Origin of the sequence: Streptomyces sp. ALI-76-A (assembly GCF_030287445.1) — a bacterium.
Taxonomy (GTDB): Bacteria; Actinomycetota; Actinomycetes; order Streptomycetales; family Streptomycetaceae; genus Streptomyces.
In genome coordinates this window covers 1,016,828-1,029,569 of the sequence record NZ_JASVWB010000004.1, presented here as the reverse complement: position 1 = coordinate 1,029,569, position 12,742 = coordinate 1,016,828, and the positions used below count along the sequence as shown (strand labels likewise).

The following is a 12,742-nucleotide window of genomic DNA, read 5'->3' as shown; positions in this document are numbered from 1 at the left end:
ACCCGGGCGAGCCGACCACCAATCCGCACCTCTCGAACGCCACGAACCGCACCTCACAGGAGAACACGATGGCACTCACTCTCGACACTTATCGGCTGCTGGGCCGTTCCGGACTCCGGGTCTCACCGCTGGCGCTGGGCACGGCGACCTTCGGCACCGAGTGGGGCTGGGGCGCCGAACGCGACGAGGCGCGCAAGCTCTTCGACCACTACACCGGGCTCGGCGGCAACTTCTTCGACACCGCCAGCACCTACACCAACGGCAGCTCCGAGCGACTACTCGGCGAATTCGCCCGCACCAACCGCGACAAGATGGTGCTGGCGACGAAGTACTCGACGCTGCGCCAGCCCGGTGACCCGAATTCCGGGGGTACCCACCGCAAGAGCATGCTGGCGTCGGTGGAAGCCAGTCTGCGGCAGCTGAACACCGACTACATCGATCTGCTCTACGTGAACGTATGGGACTTCAGGACGCCGGTGGAGGAGATCCTGCGGGGCCTGGACGACCTGGTGAGACAGGGCAAGGTGCTGTACGTGGCGATCTCCAGCGCCCCGGCCTGGCAGGTGTCGCGCATGCAGGCGATCGCCGACCTGCGCGGCTGGTCGCCACTGGTCGCACTGGAGACCGAGTACAGCCTGATCGAGCGCACCGCGGAGCGTGACCTGATCCCGATGGCACGCGAGATGGGACTCGGCGTGGTCCCCTTTTCCCCGTTGGGCGGCGGGGTGCTCACCGGCAAGTACAGCCGGGAGGACCAGAACCCGGCGGGCTCCGTCGTCGGCGAAACCGCCGGCAACCGCAAGAGCCTCAACGTCGCCCTGGGATGGGTCACCGACCGCAACCTTGCCATTGCCGATGCGGTGAAGGAGGTGGCCTCGGAGCTGGGCCGCACACCCGCCCAGGTCGCACTGGCCTGGACGCTGAACGCCCCGGGCGTGACGGCACCCATCATCGGCGCCCGCACCATCGCGCAGCTGGAGGACAACCTCGGTGCCCTGCAGGCCGACCTCACTCCTTCCCAGCTGGCCCGCCTCGACGAGGTCAGCGCCATCGACCTCGGCAATCCGCACGACCTGCTCGCCAGCGATCACATCCGCACGGTCACCACAGGCGACATGAAGATCGAAACCACATGAAGATCGAAACCCCCGGCTGATTCGTTTATGAACGGCGACATCCAGATATATCAACGTGTTTTTGATGATGGAACGGAGCAACCTCGGTATGGGTAAGTACTGCGACAAGAATGTGGTGATCACGGGTGGCAGCAGCGGCATGGGGCTCGCGCTGGCGGAGCTGCTGGTGCAAGGCGGAGCCCGCGTGGTGATCATCGGCCGTTCTCAGGCCAAGCTCGAAGCGGCATGCGAGCGGCTCGGCGAGAATGCCGTGGCCGTCCGGGCGGATGTGGCCTCACTGTCCGACCTGGATATGCTCGCCGGCCGTGTAAAGAGCGAGCTCGGCTCGATCGAGGCCTTGTTCGTCAACGCCGGCATCTCACCCCTCACGCCCCTCGAATCGACGACCGAGGACGTGTACGACGAGCTGTTCGCGATCAACGTCAAGGGCGCCTTCTTCACTGTGCAGAAGCTCGCCCCGCTGCTGAGCGCGAACGCCGGCATCGTCCTCACCACCTCGATCGCGAACGTCATCGGCATGGTGGACACCAGCGTCTATGCGGCCGGCAAGGCGGCGCTGCGCTCGATGGCCCGCACCTTCTCCCGCGAGCTGCTTCCGCGGGGAATCCGTGTCAATGCGATCAGCCCGGGTCCCATCGACTCGGGGATTCTGGAAACGATGAACTTGTCCAAAGAGGCCGCCGACCAGTTCAGGGCGGAGCGGACCGCGAGCAACCCCATGAAGCGCTACGGCACCGTCGAAGAGTTCGCCAAGGCGGCCGCGTTCCTCGCCTTCGATGCCACGTACACCACCGGCATCGAGCTGGCCGTGGACGGCGGCGAAACCCAGCTCTGAGCTCGTCTGCCGTCCCGCCACGGGCGTAAAGCCCGCTACCACGGCGCTTTCAGGGGACGCTGCAACACGTGGTCGTGTCGATCAGGTCCGCGAGCAGTTCGGCGGGAAGCTGCACATGGTGCACCGCGGCGCGGGCAGCGACAACTCAATCGTCTTGGCGTTGGCCTGCAGGCTCAAGCCTTCCTCCCGCAGCAGGCCGGCGACGGTGTCGGCGCTGACGCGGTGCCCGGCCAGGGTCAGCGCCTGTGCAAGCGCGCGGGTGGACTTCACCGTCCACCGCAGCAGCGACATCGGGTCCCCCGTACATCCGGCTCAACCAGCGCCAGCAGTACCGGCCGCAGCCCCCGATCCAGATCCGCGACTCTTTTTCGGCCTCCTCCCCCGGACGGCGCACCCGTCCCAGAGGCTCCTCACCCGCCTCAAGTTCGAACACGCCTTTGCGGACCGTCGTTTCGCTGACCGCAGCGGCCTGTGCCACGGCCCGGACACCGCCGTGTCCCAGCGCCCGGGCCTCCGCAGCCATCAGCAGCCGTCGCTGCCGTTCATCCAAGTGCGGGAGCAACACCGCGAACTCCACAGCGAGTTGATCACGAGTTTCGTCCGGGATGCGCATAACACACCAACGAGACCCAGAACTGGAAGCAACACCTTGATTCCCTGCAAATCCTAAACGTTGTCCCGTAACTGCTGGTCACGGAGCTGGCTAGGTGTGGAAACTGTGTAGCTGCTGAGTTCGCGCTCCCGGTATCGTCCGGTCTCCCGCCCCGCCGTACCGACGGCCAACGTTCAGAGAGCGATGCACATGACCAGCCAGCAAGCAACGACGACCCTGTGGCGCCCCACCGGCCCCAAGGAGCTGGATCTGGTTCGGGAGCTGAACTGGAGTGCGTGGCCGCCCCGGCTGCCGGAGCAGCCGATCTTCTACCCGGTCCTCAACGAGGACTACGCGATCAGGATCGCGCGGGACTGGAACGTGAAGCACGATGGCGCCGGCTTCGTCACTCGTTTTGAGGTCGAGTCGGAGTTCTTGAGCCGGTATCCCATCCAACAGGCGGGCGGGCAGACGATCCTCGAGCTCTGGGTTCCGGCCGAGGAGCTGGACGACTTCAACGCCCACATTGTCGGCGAGATCCAGGTGGTCCACGAGTTCCACTGAGGCGGGGATGAAGTCTCCCCGTGATGCTGGAGACTCGATGCTTACGCTGCGAGGGCGTGTTCTTGCTCGTGTCACTGCCGGGTCTCCAGCGGGGTGAGGTAGCCCCAGACTGGATGCCTCCGCAACCGCTTGCGGTTGTAGAAGGCCTCGATGAAGGTGAAGATCTCAGCGCGGGCGGTAATCCGGTCGGGCCAGCGGCGGGTGCCGATCCCCGCTTTCAGCAGCGCGAAGAAGCTCTCGGCGGCGGCATTGTCGTAGCACGAGCCGGTTCGGCCCATGCTCTGCCGCAGGCCCAACCTGTTTATTTCCCGGCGGAGTTCGTCAGCGGTGTACTCGGCGAGTTCAATTGGTCGTTGCAACACCGGGTTGTTGCAGCGAGCGTAGCTGCTCTTCGAAGACCTCGGCCGGCGTTCGCCAACCGAAGATCTTGCGGGGCCGGTTGTTGATCGCCATGGCGACGGCTTCGAGGTCCGTGGACGACCACCGGGAGAGATCGGTGCCCTTCGGGAAGTACTGACGCAGCAGCCCGTTCGTGTTCTCGTTCGTCGGTCGTTGCCAGGGCGAGTGCGGATCGGCGAAGAAAACCTTCGTCCCGGTGTCGAGAGCGAACTGGGCATGGCCGGAGAGTTCCTTCCCGCGGTCCCAGGTGAGGGTCTTGCGTAGCTGCTCGGGCAGCTGCGCCATCGACGTCGTGAGTGCTGCGTTCATCGCGATCGCGCCATAGCCCCCTGCCCGCGGTCGATCGCGTCCTGCTTGACCCAGTTCCGCAGGCCCTCGGCGCTGACCCCGATCTCCCGGGCCACCTCGGTGACGGTCTTGCCGGAGGACCGTCACCAGCGCGACCGCGTCGCGCTTGAACTCCTCCGAGTACCGCCTGCTGCGGTTGCTCCTACTTCCCACCTGGCACTACTTCCTCTGGAACCTCACGTCCCAGTCTCCAGGTGTCCACCATCAAGGGGAAGTTTCAGTACCCCAACTACTCACACCCGGGGAGTCCCGTAAGTTCACGCAAACTGAAGGGTTCTCGGTGGGAACTCAAGGGTCCGTGGTCGTGCTCTGCGGAGTTGCTTCCGTGGGTTCGGGGCCAACTCGCGACTTTGCCGTTCCTGCTCCCCTGGACCGGCAAGACGCCGGGCGGCCCCCTGCTCGAACGCAGCGAAGCGGAGTTGAGAGCTTGGGGAAGGAGTTGGGGCAGCCGCGGGTCGCTGCTGTACCGGCGGGCGCTGGGCGAGGCCGTCGCCACGGCGCTGGCGGTACGCGACGGCGCGCCGTCGGCCGGCCCCGCACCCACGTACGCGCAGGTGCAGGCCCTCGTCGACGGGCCCGGCGTCACGTGCCGGTGAGCTTGTCGAGGTCGGGGGCGTAGACGGTCATCCAGTGCGGGTTCAGCCGGTAGTAGACGACCTCGTGGTTCCAGTCGAAGGCGTCGTCGTCGCCGTAGAAGTCCTTCAAGTAGGCGCGGAGTTCCTGCCAGTCGGCCGTGGTCTCGGTGTCCTCGGGGTTCAGCTCCTCCACCGTGCCGTGGGTGAACACGCCGAGGTCCTCGCCGCGCATGTGCGCGACGCTGGCGGCCGGACGGGCCGCGAGATGACGGGCCTTGGCGGCGTTGCGCGCCGTGCCGAAGTGCCACCGGCCGTGCAGGAAGTGCCCGTCGGCGCCGCTGATCCGCGGTTCGCCCTTTGCGGTCACCGTGGAGAGGGCGAGCGTGCACATGCCGGTGAGGACCCCGGTGAGCTGCGCCGCCGTGATGGTGCGGCCCTCGACGATCGAGCGGAGGTGTGCGGTCGAGCCGGAGAGGGAGGAGTCGAGGAGGGACTGGAGCTTGTTGAGTTCTTCTGGGGTTTCGCGCATACGTCCATCGTCAGCCGTAAACCCGACACCCTCTGTCGTCATTTCAGGTGGGGCAGGCCAGCGGTGCGGACCGTGGCGATCCACTGGGTGAGCTTGTCGTCGTTAGCCTGGGCCGGGGTCAGGAGCGCGGCGAACTCGCCGGTGAGTCGGGCCAGTGCGGTCATCTCCGGGCACGCCGCGATGAGGAGGCCGAGCAGGTCGGTGTCCCTGGTCCACAGGTGCTCAGGGTGGGTGAGCAGGAGCCGGGCGAGGTGGCGGGGGGTGTCACGGGGCGGTCGCCTTCGGCGCGGCCCTCACCAACGTCCCGGGACAGCACACCTAGTGTCCTGAGTCGGGAATTCGCTGCGTAAGTCTCTGTTGCTTCGGCATGATGGCCGGGTGGCGAGGATGGGACGGCCGAAGGCCGAGCTGGTACTGACCGATGACGAGCGCGAGACGCTGACGCGTTGGGCGAGACGGCGGACGTCGTCGCAGGCGCTGGCTCTGCGGTGCCGGATTGTGCTGGAGAGCGCAACCGGCGCCTCGAACAAGGATGTTGCGGGCCGGCTGGGCGTCGAGGCACACACGGTGAGCCGGTGGCGGGCCCGGTTCGTCCGGGACCGGCTGGAGGGCCTGACTGACGAACCGCGTCCGGGTGGACCGCGGAAGATCACCGACGGCCAGGTCGAGGAAGTGGTCGTCAAGACGCTGGAGACCACGCCGAAGGACGCCACGCACTGGTCGACGCGGTCCATGGCCAAGGAGGTGGGCTGTCTCAGTCGGCCATCGCGCGGATCTGGCGAACCTTCGGCCTCAAGCCACACCTGGTGGACACCTTCAAGCTGTCCAGGGATCCGCAGTTCATCGAGAAGGTTCGTGACGTGGTCGGGCTGTATCTCGCTCCGCCCGAGCATGCGCTGGTGCTCTGTGTCGACGAAAAGACGCAGATCCAGGCTCTGGACCGGTCGGCGCCTGTGCTGCCGATGATGCCGGGCATGCCCGAGCGCCGCACCCATGACTACGTGCGCGGCGGCGTCACCACTCTGTTCGCCGCGCTGAACACCGCCACCGGCGAGGTGATCGGCCAGATCCACCGCCGGCATCGCGCCGTGGAGTTCAAGAAGTTCCTGACCCGGATCGACAAGGAGGTGCCCGACGGGCTGGACGTGCACCTGATCTGCGACAACGCCTCGACGCACAAGACCCCCGCCATTCAGCGATGGCTGGCCGCGCATCCCCGCTTCCACGTGCACTTCACCCCCACCAGCTCCTCCTGGCTCAACCAGGTCGAGCGGTGGTTCGGCCTGCTCACCGACAAGCAGATACGGCGAGGCGTCCACAAGAACGTCCAGGCCCTGGAGAAGGACATCCGCACCTGGATCAAGACCTGGAACGAAGACCCGAAACCCTTCGTCTGGACGAAGACCGCGGACGAGATCCTTGAACGCCTCGCCGGATATCTGAACAGAATTCCCGACTCAGGACACTAGGGAGTGTCTTCAAATGTCACGCCCACATCAGGAGCGATGCGAGGGTGACGGCTGCTTGGTAGGACTCGGCGGTCTTGTCGTAGCGGGTTGCGATGCCTCGCCACTGCTTCAAGCGGTTGAAGCAGCGTTCGACCACGTTGCGTCGCTTGTAGAGCTGTTTGTCGAAGGCCGGCGGGCGTCCGCCCCGGCTGCCGCGTCGGAGCCGGTTGCGGATCTGGTCGGCCCGCTCGGGGATGGTGTGGCTGATGCCGTGCTGTCGCAGCCAGGTGCGGATGGCCCGGGAGCTGTAGCCCTTGTCGCCCAGGACATGGGCAGGCCGTACGCGGGGCCGTCCCGGACCGATGCGGGGCACCCGTATCGCCTCCATCACGGCGGTGAACTGGGTGCAGTCGTTGGTGTTCCCGCCCGTGACCGTGAAGGCGAGCGGGCGGCCGAAGGCATCGCAGGCGAGATGAATCTTGCTGGTCAGACCGCCTCGGGAGCGTCCGAGGCCGGGACAGCGGGCCCCCCTTTTCGGGCCCCGGCGGCGTGCTGGTGAGCACGGACGATGGTGGAGTCGACCGACACGAGCCAGTCGATGTCCCCGGCCGCGTCCGCCCTGGCCTGGGCGGCCCGGAGCATGCGCTCGAACGTGCCGTCCAGAGCCCACCGGCGAAAGCGGGTGTACAGCGTGGCCCACGGGCCGTACCGCTCCGGCACGTCCCGCCAGGCCGTTCCGGTGCGGAACTTCCACACGATCCCGTTGAGCACCTTGCGGTCGTCCAGCCGCTTCCGGCCTCGCAGTGACACCGGCAGCAGTGGCCGGACGAACTCCCACTCGGCATCGGACAGTTCATGGCGACGTATCACCCGACCATGATCCACTACTAAAGATCATTTGAAGACACCGCCTAGGGCCGGTCCGAGCCCAGGGCGTCGCGGACGGCGGTCAGAATGGCCTCGGTGTCGGCGCCCAGGGCGCGGGCGGACGAAGTGAAGTCACGCGCAAGAGTGGCGAGTTGGACAGTGTGCGGACGGGTCGGGCCGGTGGGCGGCGCCGCCACCCGGGTGCCCGCGCCCCGACGGGTGCGGATCAGCTCGCCGGCCTCCAGCTCACGGTAGGCGCGGGCGACGGTGCCCGGTGCCAGCCCGAGGTCTGTGGCCAGCTGGCGCACGGTCGGCAGCCGGTCGCCCTCGGCCAGCCGCCCGGTGACGATCAGCGCGGCGAGCTGCGCGCGGATCTGCTCGTACGGAGGGACCTGGCTGGTGGTGTCGACGCGGACGGCGGCCTCACTCATCGTCGTAGGACCTCTCTGCCGCCGCCTCGTCGGCGACGGCCCGCGGTGCCACCACGGTGACCAGGGACCAGACGGCGGTGAACAGGTTCAGCAGTGCCAGCGGGTAGAACACCCAGAAGGTCAGCACGCCCAGCGCGCCGGCGCAGCCCGTCTCCGTCAGCGCGAGGGAGACCATCAGCACGGCGTACAGCTGCTGGCTGGACACCAACAGGCCCCAGGCGCCGGTGACCGCCCACGCGCGGTCGCGGCGCTGCTGCTCCTCACCCGTACCGTGGGCGATGCGGCGCAGGGCCCAGACGCAGGTGGGGGTGGCTATGGCGAGCGCGCCGAACATCGGGAGGGTGTAGTACAGGCCGGGCCAGGGGCCGGTGGTCGCCCGCATCCCGTTGCAGGTGAGGGTGAGGACCTTCCCCGTGCTGAAAACGCGGTCGGGGTCGACGGAGGCCGTGGCGGCCGTGATCACCAGCAGGACGACGAGGGAGAGCCCCTGAAGGGCGATCAGGGGACCCATGTGCGGCGGCACATGGTCTCTGACCAGGCGTGGTGCGAGACTCGCGGTGCGTACCGCCTCCTGGGGGCGCAGGGTCAGGGCGTCGGCGAGCAGGACACCCGCCACCGCGCACAGGCCGAAGGCCGTGAGGCAGAACACGACGCGCTGCTCGAACTCGACGTTTCCCAGTGTGGACAGCGCCTGCGCGACCACGAGACCGATGGCCAGACCGGACCAGCGGGCGTAGTGGTCGGCGTGGTCGAGCAACCGGTACTGGGGCGGGGCAGTGTCGAGCATGCGGAGATCCCCCGGATCATCTTGTATCAAGCGGTGAGTACAAGATGCCGTGGCCAGGGATCTTGTGTCAAACGTTCGATACAAGGCGGTGCGAGGGGAAGGCAGGTTCCGGAGCGGGGCGGTTCCCGTGACGCGACGGGGAGGCGGTCGGTTCGACGGGGAGGCGGTCTGCGGACGGGGAGACGGTCGGTTCGACAGGGAGGTGGTCGGTTCGACAGGGAGGCGGTCGGCCGAACGGCGACCGGTCAGGTGACGGTCACCGAGTCCGGCTGCGCCCGCAGGTAGACGTGCGAGTCCACCGGAGGGTGCGCCACCCGCCCGATCGGTGCGGGCACCGACTCGACGACCGTGCCCGGGGTGCACTCGCCGAAGACGACCGTGCCCGGGGTGCGCTCGCCGAAGTAGACCAGCGACATCAGCTCCTCGGCGGGTTCGTCGGCCGGGGGCGGCAGGACGCGGTGGCGTCCGGAACGCCAGCGGTCGCCGGTCCAACGGGCCATCAGATCACCGATGTTGGTGGTGAAGGCATCGGAGTCGTACGGGGTGTCCTCCCAGCCGCCCAGCGCGTCGTGTTCTGCCTCACGGCCTTCAGCGTGTGCGCGGTGGCGTCGGTGACGCCTGGCGGGCTGACACCAGGCGGCACGCTTGTCGCAGACTGTCCGGGAATCGTCCTGCAGAGAGCGTGCGGCAGCCCGGCCTTCGTCGGTAGCGGGGGCGGGTGGGCACGCTCGTACTGGTTGTGCCAAGCGGCGATGGTGAAGAGCAGTGCTATGGCTGCCACGAGTAGTTGGAGCGCGCCTGCGAACGGATGTGCCGCGTACAGGAAGATGCCGGCGATCACGAGTACGCCCAGCGTGAACCCGCCGAGCCACAGGATCGGAACCCAGTCCATCGGGGGTACGGCTTGCTCGTCCGCACGGCCCCATTCCCGGAGGACCGAGGTCAGCCCCAGCAGAAGGGCGACCGGGATCTCGATGAGCAAGACGATCAGGCTGATGCAGCCACCCGCGAACCCGTCGCTTCGCGCATCTGAGGGGTTTCCAGGCCGGCCATCGTTGCCCAGCAAGCGCGGTATAAGCGAACCCGGTTCGAAGCGCATGGTCACACGCTCGGACATCAGGCCCTGCGCTACGTCACGGTTCACCAAGCCGAGACCCAGTCGTGGCGGAGCTGAGCACTCTGCAGGAGATCGGCCTGACCTCGATTTGCAGAAGGAACGCACTCCCTGGCCCGAGGGTTGCGGGGAAGTCTGATCGTGTTGATCACGCGCGTCGGCAGAGCGGAGCGAGCGGGCCCTCGCCGGGCCAGAGGTCCCGTTCTGCTGTGAGGCCGGCCAGGAGCCCGCCGATGCCCTCCAGGACGTCGGCAGCAGCCGCGGAGCAGGCGGCCGTCAGCTGAGGCGAAGCATCTGTAGCACGGGGCGCATACGAGGGGCGCCCCGCGTGTGCGGAGCGCCCACTTGTCGTGCGTGTGCTCAAGGGTTCACGACGAGCTTCGAGGTGTTGTTGCGGGGGTTCGGGTCGGGGAAGGACGTACCCCAGTCAGGGCGGGCTTCCAGGGTGCCCGTGGCGCTCTTGACCACGCGGTCGATGGTCAGGGTGAAGGGGAAGTCGGCCTTCGTGTTCTGCTTGACCCAGATCGGGAGGTAGCAGTCGTAGCGGGGGGCGCCGAGGCGTGCCTCCAGGGGCTCGCCGGTCAGGGCGCGGGGCTCGCAGGACTCGGGGACGGCGGTGGCCCTCGTGCCCTCCGGGACGTGGAACCGGACGACCGCGGCCGCGTCGCCGGAGCCGAGGTGGCCGACCCAGGCCGGGCCCCGGTTGAGGAAGGTGAAGGTGGCGGGGACCGTCGTACCGGCCTTGCCCCGGACCGTGCCGCCGCGCACCTCGAAGTCGGCCTTGTTGGTGGCCTCGATGATCCAGCTGACGTTGTTGTCGTCGGTCTGGATGTCGGTGGCGCCGCCGGCCGGTTCGACACCGAAGTCGATGCGCTCGTAGAGGGCGTGCCGCGCGATGTCGAGCTTCAGCGGCCCGGGCAGTTCGACGGTGGCGCCGGGCTCGACGACCGTGTCGAAGGCGCAGGTGGCGCGGGTGACCGCCGTGCCGGCGCCCGGAGCCGTGTAGGTGCATTGCGGGTACTTCGTCGCGAAGTCGAGGCCGTACGTGGCCCACAGTTGCAGGGTGAAGCCGTTCGCGGGCTCGTTGCCGGTGTTGGTGACGGCGGAGACAGGCGCCGTGACGGTGCTGCCCGGCCGCGCGCCGTCCAGCTTCTCGGCGCGTGGGATGCCCAGGTCGGGACCCGAGCCGACCGTCACGGTGGTGTCGAACGAGTTGTGCGGAGCGACGAGTTCACCCTCGGGGCCGCCCTTGGCCGACGCCTCATAGGTGATCTTCCCCTGCGCTCCCGAGGTCGCGTCGGACAGGGCGCGCACCTTGAGCTTCACCTGCTCCTCGTACCCCCATCCCTGGACGGGGACCTCGGGAACCGAGCACACGGCCGTGGCCCCGCTGGGCACACAATTGTCGGGCCAGGCCACCTCGGCGACGCCGGCCAGACCCGAGGCGTCGACGGTGAGGCGGCCGTCGGTGACGGAGAAGTCGCTGTTGTCGTGGTGCAGTCCGACGGGGAGGTCGCGGTACCGCGCGCTGCCTCCGGCCGGGGCGACGGTGACGGTCTTCTCGTACGGCACCTGGATCCACAGCTGGTCGGACTGCTCGTCCCCGGCCGAGGCGGGCGCGGCCGCCAAGCCGACGGCGGTCAGCGCCGCGGCCACGGCGCCGGTGGCTCCGAGCCGCAGGGCGCGGCTGACGGAGACGGGTGTCATGAAATCCCCCTGAAGTGACGGAACGTGCGGTCTGCCGGTGTCCCGGCAGGTATTGGACGAACGCACTTCACCGAAGGTTGTACGGCGCGTCGGAGCGACCTTCTCCGTGTCATGACGATGTCCTGGGAAATACGGGTGCCCCGGGGCACGGCCGATGTGGCCGGGCCGGGCCCTGGGGCGACTCGCCCTGAATTACGGGGCGTTGATCAGGTCGACCGGCGGCGCCTTCACCGTCCGGCAGGAAGGGCCCTTGCCCGGAAAAGGGACTTACGTGGATGTATTCGAGATGGCGTGACGCTTTTCCCGGGGAGCGTGACAGGCCATGTCACGAGACTGTCGACCCGGCGGGGGATGTCCTCCAGCCGGCCGACGGCGTCCTCCATGTCCGACACCTGGGAACTCACCCCGGACAGGCTGATTTGGAGGTCGTGGACCTTGCGGTCCAGGCTCGTGTACGACCCTTCCACGCTCACGCCGCCTCCTTCCTTTCCCGCGTGTGTGCGGCGTCGGCGTCGGTCACCAGGACGAAGCTGCCGGTCCAGCCGGCGACCGCGGCGATCCAGAACCATCCAGACAGCACGTCGAAGACGAGCAGGGGCACCAGCACGGTGACCGCCGCCAGGACGCCCGCCGCGATGCGCAGCTTCCGGTGCCCCTGGACCGGGGCGTCCATCCCGGTGGCCAGGAGACCGAACAGCAGTTGGAAGACGCCGAGAGCGACCCAGCCCCAGCCGATCCATCCCATCAGCGGCGTCAGCGCGATCAGCAGGCCCTCAAGCACGTGGACCAGCGCTGACCAGGTGAGGATGGTCTTGCTGACCTGCCGGTGCGGATCTTCCTGTTTCGCCGGGGCCTGGGCTTCGTACTCCAGCAGCGCCGATCCGGCGTTGACCAACTGCGCAAAGAGCGCCTCATAGCGCGGATGGTCTTCAGGCAGGCCCTGTACCTCCTGGAGGACCGAGCTGATGTCCTCTTGGAGGTCGGCGACCTTCCCGGTTATCTCGTGATCGATCTCGCCCACTCGTACCCCCTGTGACGACGTGTTGCCGGAACGCTTTCCGGCAACGGCCCGCACCAGCCGCAAACCGATCGACCGTACCGGCCTGCGTCCGCAGTGAGCTGGGCAATGATCAGAAGTGGCCGAATCCGCGCTGCTCCCCCACCCGCATCCGGCTTCCCGCGCCAGGGCGGTCCCGTGGTGCCCCGACCGCGACGACGGCCTCGTGCTCCTGGCGCTCGTTCACGCCGGGCTGCCCTCAGCGTCGGCCTGCTCGGTGGCGCGGGTGCGGCGAGGTCGGCAGTGGCCTTGGGGTCGGCGGCGGCGAGTCGGGCCGGCCGCGAACGCCAACTGGTCGGCGCGGGCGGCTGGGACCAGGTGGGCAAGTTCGGCGAGCAGCGCGGCGCTTCCAA

General features: G+C 68.0%; 13 protein-coding genes and 5 pseudogenes. 5 read left to right on the top strand and 13 right to left on the bottom strand.

Translation table 11 applies throughout. The features are described from left to right. Positions 1-68: 68 nt before the first annotated feature. Positions 69-1,136: an aldo/keto reductase gene (locus QQS16_RS40685; protein WP_286067686.1), complete on the top strand. Its 1,068-nt coding sequence runs from the start codon at positions 69-71 to the stop codon at positions 1,134-1,136. A gap of 88 nt (positions 1,137-1,224) precedes the next feature. After that, on the top strand, positions 1,225-1,971 hold the full coding sequence (locus tag QQS16_RS40680) for an SDR family oxidoreductase (RefSeq protein WP_286068153.1): 747 nt from the start codon (positions 1,225-1,227) through the stop codon (positions 1,969-1,971). A 144-nt stretch (positions 1,972-2,115) separates the two neighbouring features. Here QQS16_RS40680 and QQS16_RS40675 read toward each other — a convergent pair. After that, a pseudogene (locus tag QQS16_RS40675) lies at positions 2,116-2,584 on the bottom strand (ISAzo13-like element transposase-related protein); the annotation flags it as partial. A gap of 183 nt (positions 2,585-2,767) precedes the next feature. On the opposite strand from QQS16_RS40675, the gene QQS16_RS40670 reads away from it, so the two are divergent. After that, positions 2,768-3,127, top strand: a complete 360-nt coding sequence (locus QQS16_RS40670) for a hypothetical protein (RefSeq protein WP_286067685.1) — start codon at positions 2,768-2,770, stop codon at positions 3,125-3,127. Between the two features lie 71 nt (positions 3,128-3,198). On the opposite strand, the gene QQS16_RS40665 is transcribed toward QQS16_RS40670, so the two are convergent. The 3 genes and pseudogenes from QQS16_RS40665 to QQS16_RS43675 all read right to left on the bottom strand — a co-directional run bounded on the left by QQS16_RS40665 (position 3,199) and on the right by QQS16_RS43675 (position 3,930). Next, the gene (locus tag QQS16_RS40665) at positions 3,199-3,489 is read right to left on the bottom strand and encodes an integrase core domain-containing protein (protein ID WP_286067684.1); all 291 of its coding nucleotides are present in this window, start codon (positions 3,487-3,489) and stop codon (positions 3,199-3,201) included. Beyond that, a pseudogene (locus QQS16_RS40660) lies at positions 3,470-3,865 on the bottom strand (IS30 family transposase); the annotation flags it as partial. The gene QQS16_RS40665 and the pseudogene QQS16_RS40660, both read right to left, overlap by 20 nt. Further along, positions 3,832-3,930 carry a hypothetical protein gene (locus QQS16_RS43675; protein ID WP_353479765.1) on the bottom strand — a complete coding sequence of 33 codons (99 nt, stop codon included), beginning with the start codon at positions 3,928-3,930 and terminating at the stop codon, positions 3,832-3,834. The pseudogene QQS16_RS40660 and the gene QQS16_RS43675, both read right to left, overlap by 34 nt. Positions 3,931-4,224: 294 nt before the next feature. On the opposite strand from QQS16_RS43675, the gene QQS16_RS40655 reads away from it, so the two are divergent. After that, positions 4,225-4,470 carry a hypothetical protein gene (locus QQS16_RS40655; protein WP_286067683.1) on the top strand — a complete coding sequence of 82 codons (246 nt, stop codon included), beginning with the start codon at positions 4,225-4,227 and terminating at the stop codon, positions 4,468-4,470. On the opposite strand, the gene QQS16_RS40650 is transcribed toward QQS16_RS40655, so the two are convergent. Together QQS16_RS40650 and QQS16_RS44150 are read right to left on the bottom strand one after the other, a co-directional pair. Beyond that, positions 4,457-4,978, bottom strand: coding sequence for a pyridoxamine 5'-phosphate oxidase family protein (locus QQS16_RS40650; protein WP_286067682.1), 522 nt, complete (start codon positions 4,976-4,978; stop codon positions 4,457-4,459). The genes QQS16_RS40655 and QQS16_RS40650 overlap by 14 nt on opposite strands. 38 nt (positions 4,979-5,016) lie before the next feature. Next, positions 5,017-5,142, bottom strand: a complete 126-nt coding sequence (locus QQS16_RS44150) for a hypothetical protein (RefSeq protein WP_502963973.1) — start codon at positions 5,140-5,142, stop codon at positions 5,017-5,019. Between the two features lie 223 nt (positions 5,143-5,365). Here QQS16_RS44150 and QQS16_RS40640 point away from each other — a divergent pair. Beyond that, positions 5,366-6,447 (top strand): annotated as a pseudogene (locus tag QQS16_RS40640) (IS630 family transposase). Positions 6,448-6,463: 16 nt separating this feature from the next. Here the strand turns inward: QQS16_RS40640 and QQS16_RS40635 are convergent. The 7 genes and pseudogenes from QQS16_RS40635 to QQS16_RS40605 all read right to left on the bottom strand — a co-directional run bounded on the left by QQS16_RS40635 (position 6,464) and on the right by QQS16_RS40605 (position 12,407). After that, a pseudogene (locus QQS16_RS40635) lies at positions 6,464-7,236 on the bottom strand (IS5 family transposase). A 101-nt stretch (positions 7,237-7,337) separates the two neighbouring features. After that, positions 7,338-7,724: a GntR family transcriptional regulator gene (locus tag QQS16_RS40630; RefSeq protein WP_286067681.1), complete on the bottom strand. Its 387-nt coding sequence runs from the start codon at positions 7,722-7,724 to the stop codon at positions 7,338-7,340. Beyond that, on the bottom strand, positions 7,717-8,511 hold the full coding sequence (locus QQS16_RS40625) for a hypothetical protein (RefSeq protein ID WP_286067680.1): 795 nt from the start codon (positions 8,509-8,511) through the stop codon (positions 7,717-7,719). The genes QQS16_RS40630 and QQS16_RS40625 overlap by 8 nt, the downstream gene beginning before the upstream one ends. A 245-nt stretch (positions 8,512-8,756) precedes the next feature. Next, positions 8,757-9,071 (bottom strand): annotated as a pseudogene (locus QQS16_RS40620) (2OG-Fe(II) oxygenase family protein); the annotation flags it as partial. Further along, complete coding sequence (locus QQS16_RS40615; RefSeq protein WP_286067679.1) at positions 9,011-9,610, bottom strand: DUF6234 family protein; 600 nt, start codon at positions 9,608-9,610, stop codon at positions 9,011-9,013. The gene QQS16_RS40615 and the pseudogene QQS16_RS40620, both read right to left, overlap by 61 nt. 375 nt (positions 9,611-9,985) lie before the next feature. Beyond that, a complete protein-coding gene (locus QQS16_RS40610; RefSeq protein ID WP_286067678.1) occupies positions 9,986-11,332 on the bottom strand; it encodes a COG1361 family protein in 1,347 nt (448 codons plus the stop codon). Positions 11,333-11,801: 469 nt separating this feature from the next. Then, complete coding sequence (locus tag QQS16_RS40605; RefSeq protein ID WP_286068152.1) at positions 11,802-12,407, bottom strand: hypothetical protein; 606 nt, start codon at positions 12,405-12,407, stop codon at positions 11,802-11,804. Positions 12,408-12,742: the final 335 nt, after the last annotated feature.

What these genes read in the sequence shown, in the direction of transcription:
- QQS16_RS40610 (WP_286067678.1), bottom strand. Translation starts at nt 11,332, where the DNA reads ATGACACCCGTCTCCGTCAGCCGCGCCCTGCGGCTCGGAGCCACCGGC.
- QQS16_RS44150 (WP_502963973.1), bottom strand. Translation starts at nt 5,142, where the DNA reads ATGACCGCACTGGCCCGACTCACCGGCGAGTTCGCCGCGCTCCTGACC.
- QQS16_RS40625 (WP_286067680.1), bottom strand. Translation starts at nt 8,511, where the DNA reads ATGCTCGACACTGCCCCGCCCCAGTACCGGTTGCTCGACCACGCCGAC.
- QQS16_RS40650 (WP_286067682.1), bottom strand. Translation starts at nt 4,978, where the DNA reads ATGCGCGAAACCCCAGAAGAACTCAACAAGCTCCAGTCCCTCCTCGAC.
- QQS16_RS40630 (WP_286067681.1), bottom strand. Translation starts at nt 7,724, where the DNA reads ATGAGTGAGGCCGCCGTCCGCGTCGACACCACCAGCCAGGTCCCTCCG.
- QQS16_RS40685 (WP_286067686.1), top strand. Translation starts at nt 69, where the DNA reads ATGGCACTCACTCTCGACACTTATCGGCTGCTGGGCCGTTCCGGACTC.
- QQS16_RS40615 (WP_286067679.1), bottom strand. Translation starts at nt 9,610, where the DNA reads ATGCGCTTCGAACCGGGTTCGCTTATACCGCGCTTGCTGGGCAACGAT.
- QQS16_RS40670 (WP_286067685.1), top strand. Translation starts at nt 2,768, where the DNA reads ATGCACATGACCAGCCAGCAAGCAACGACGACCCTGTGGCGCCCCACC.
- QQS16_RS40680 (WP_286068153.1), top strand. Translation starts at nt 1,225, where the DNA reads ATGGGTAAGTACTGCGACAAGAATGTGGTGATCACGGGTGGCAGCAGC.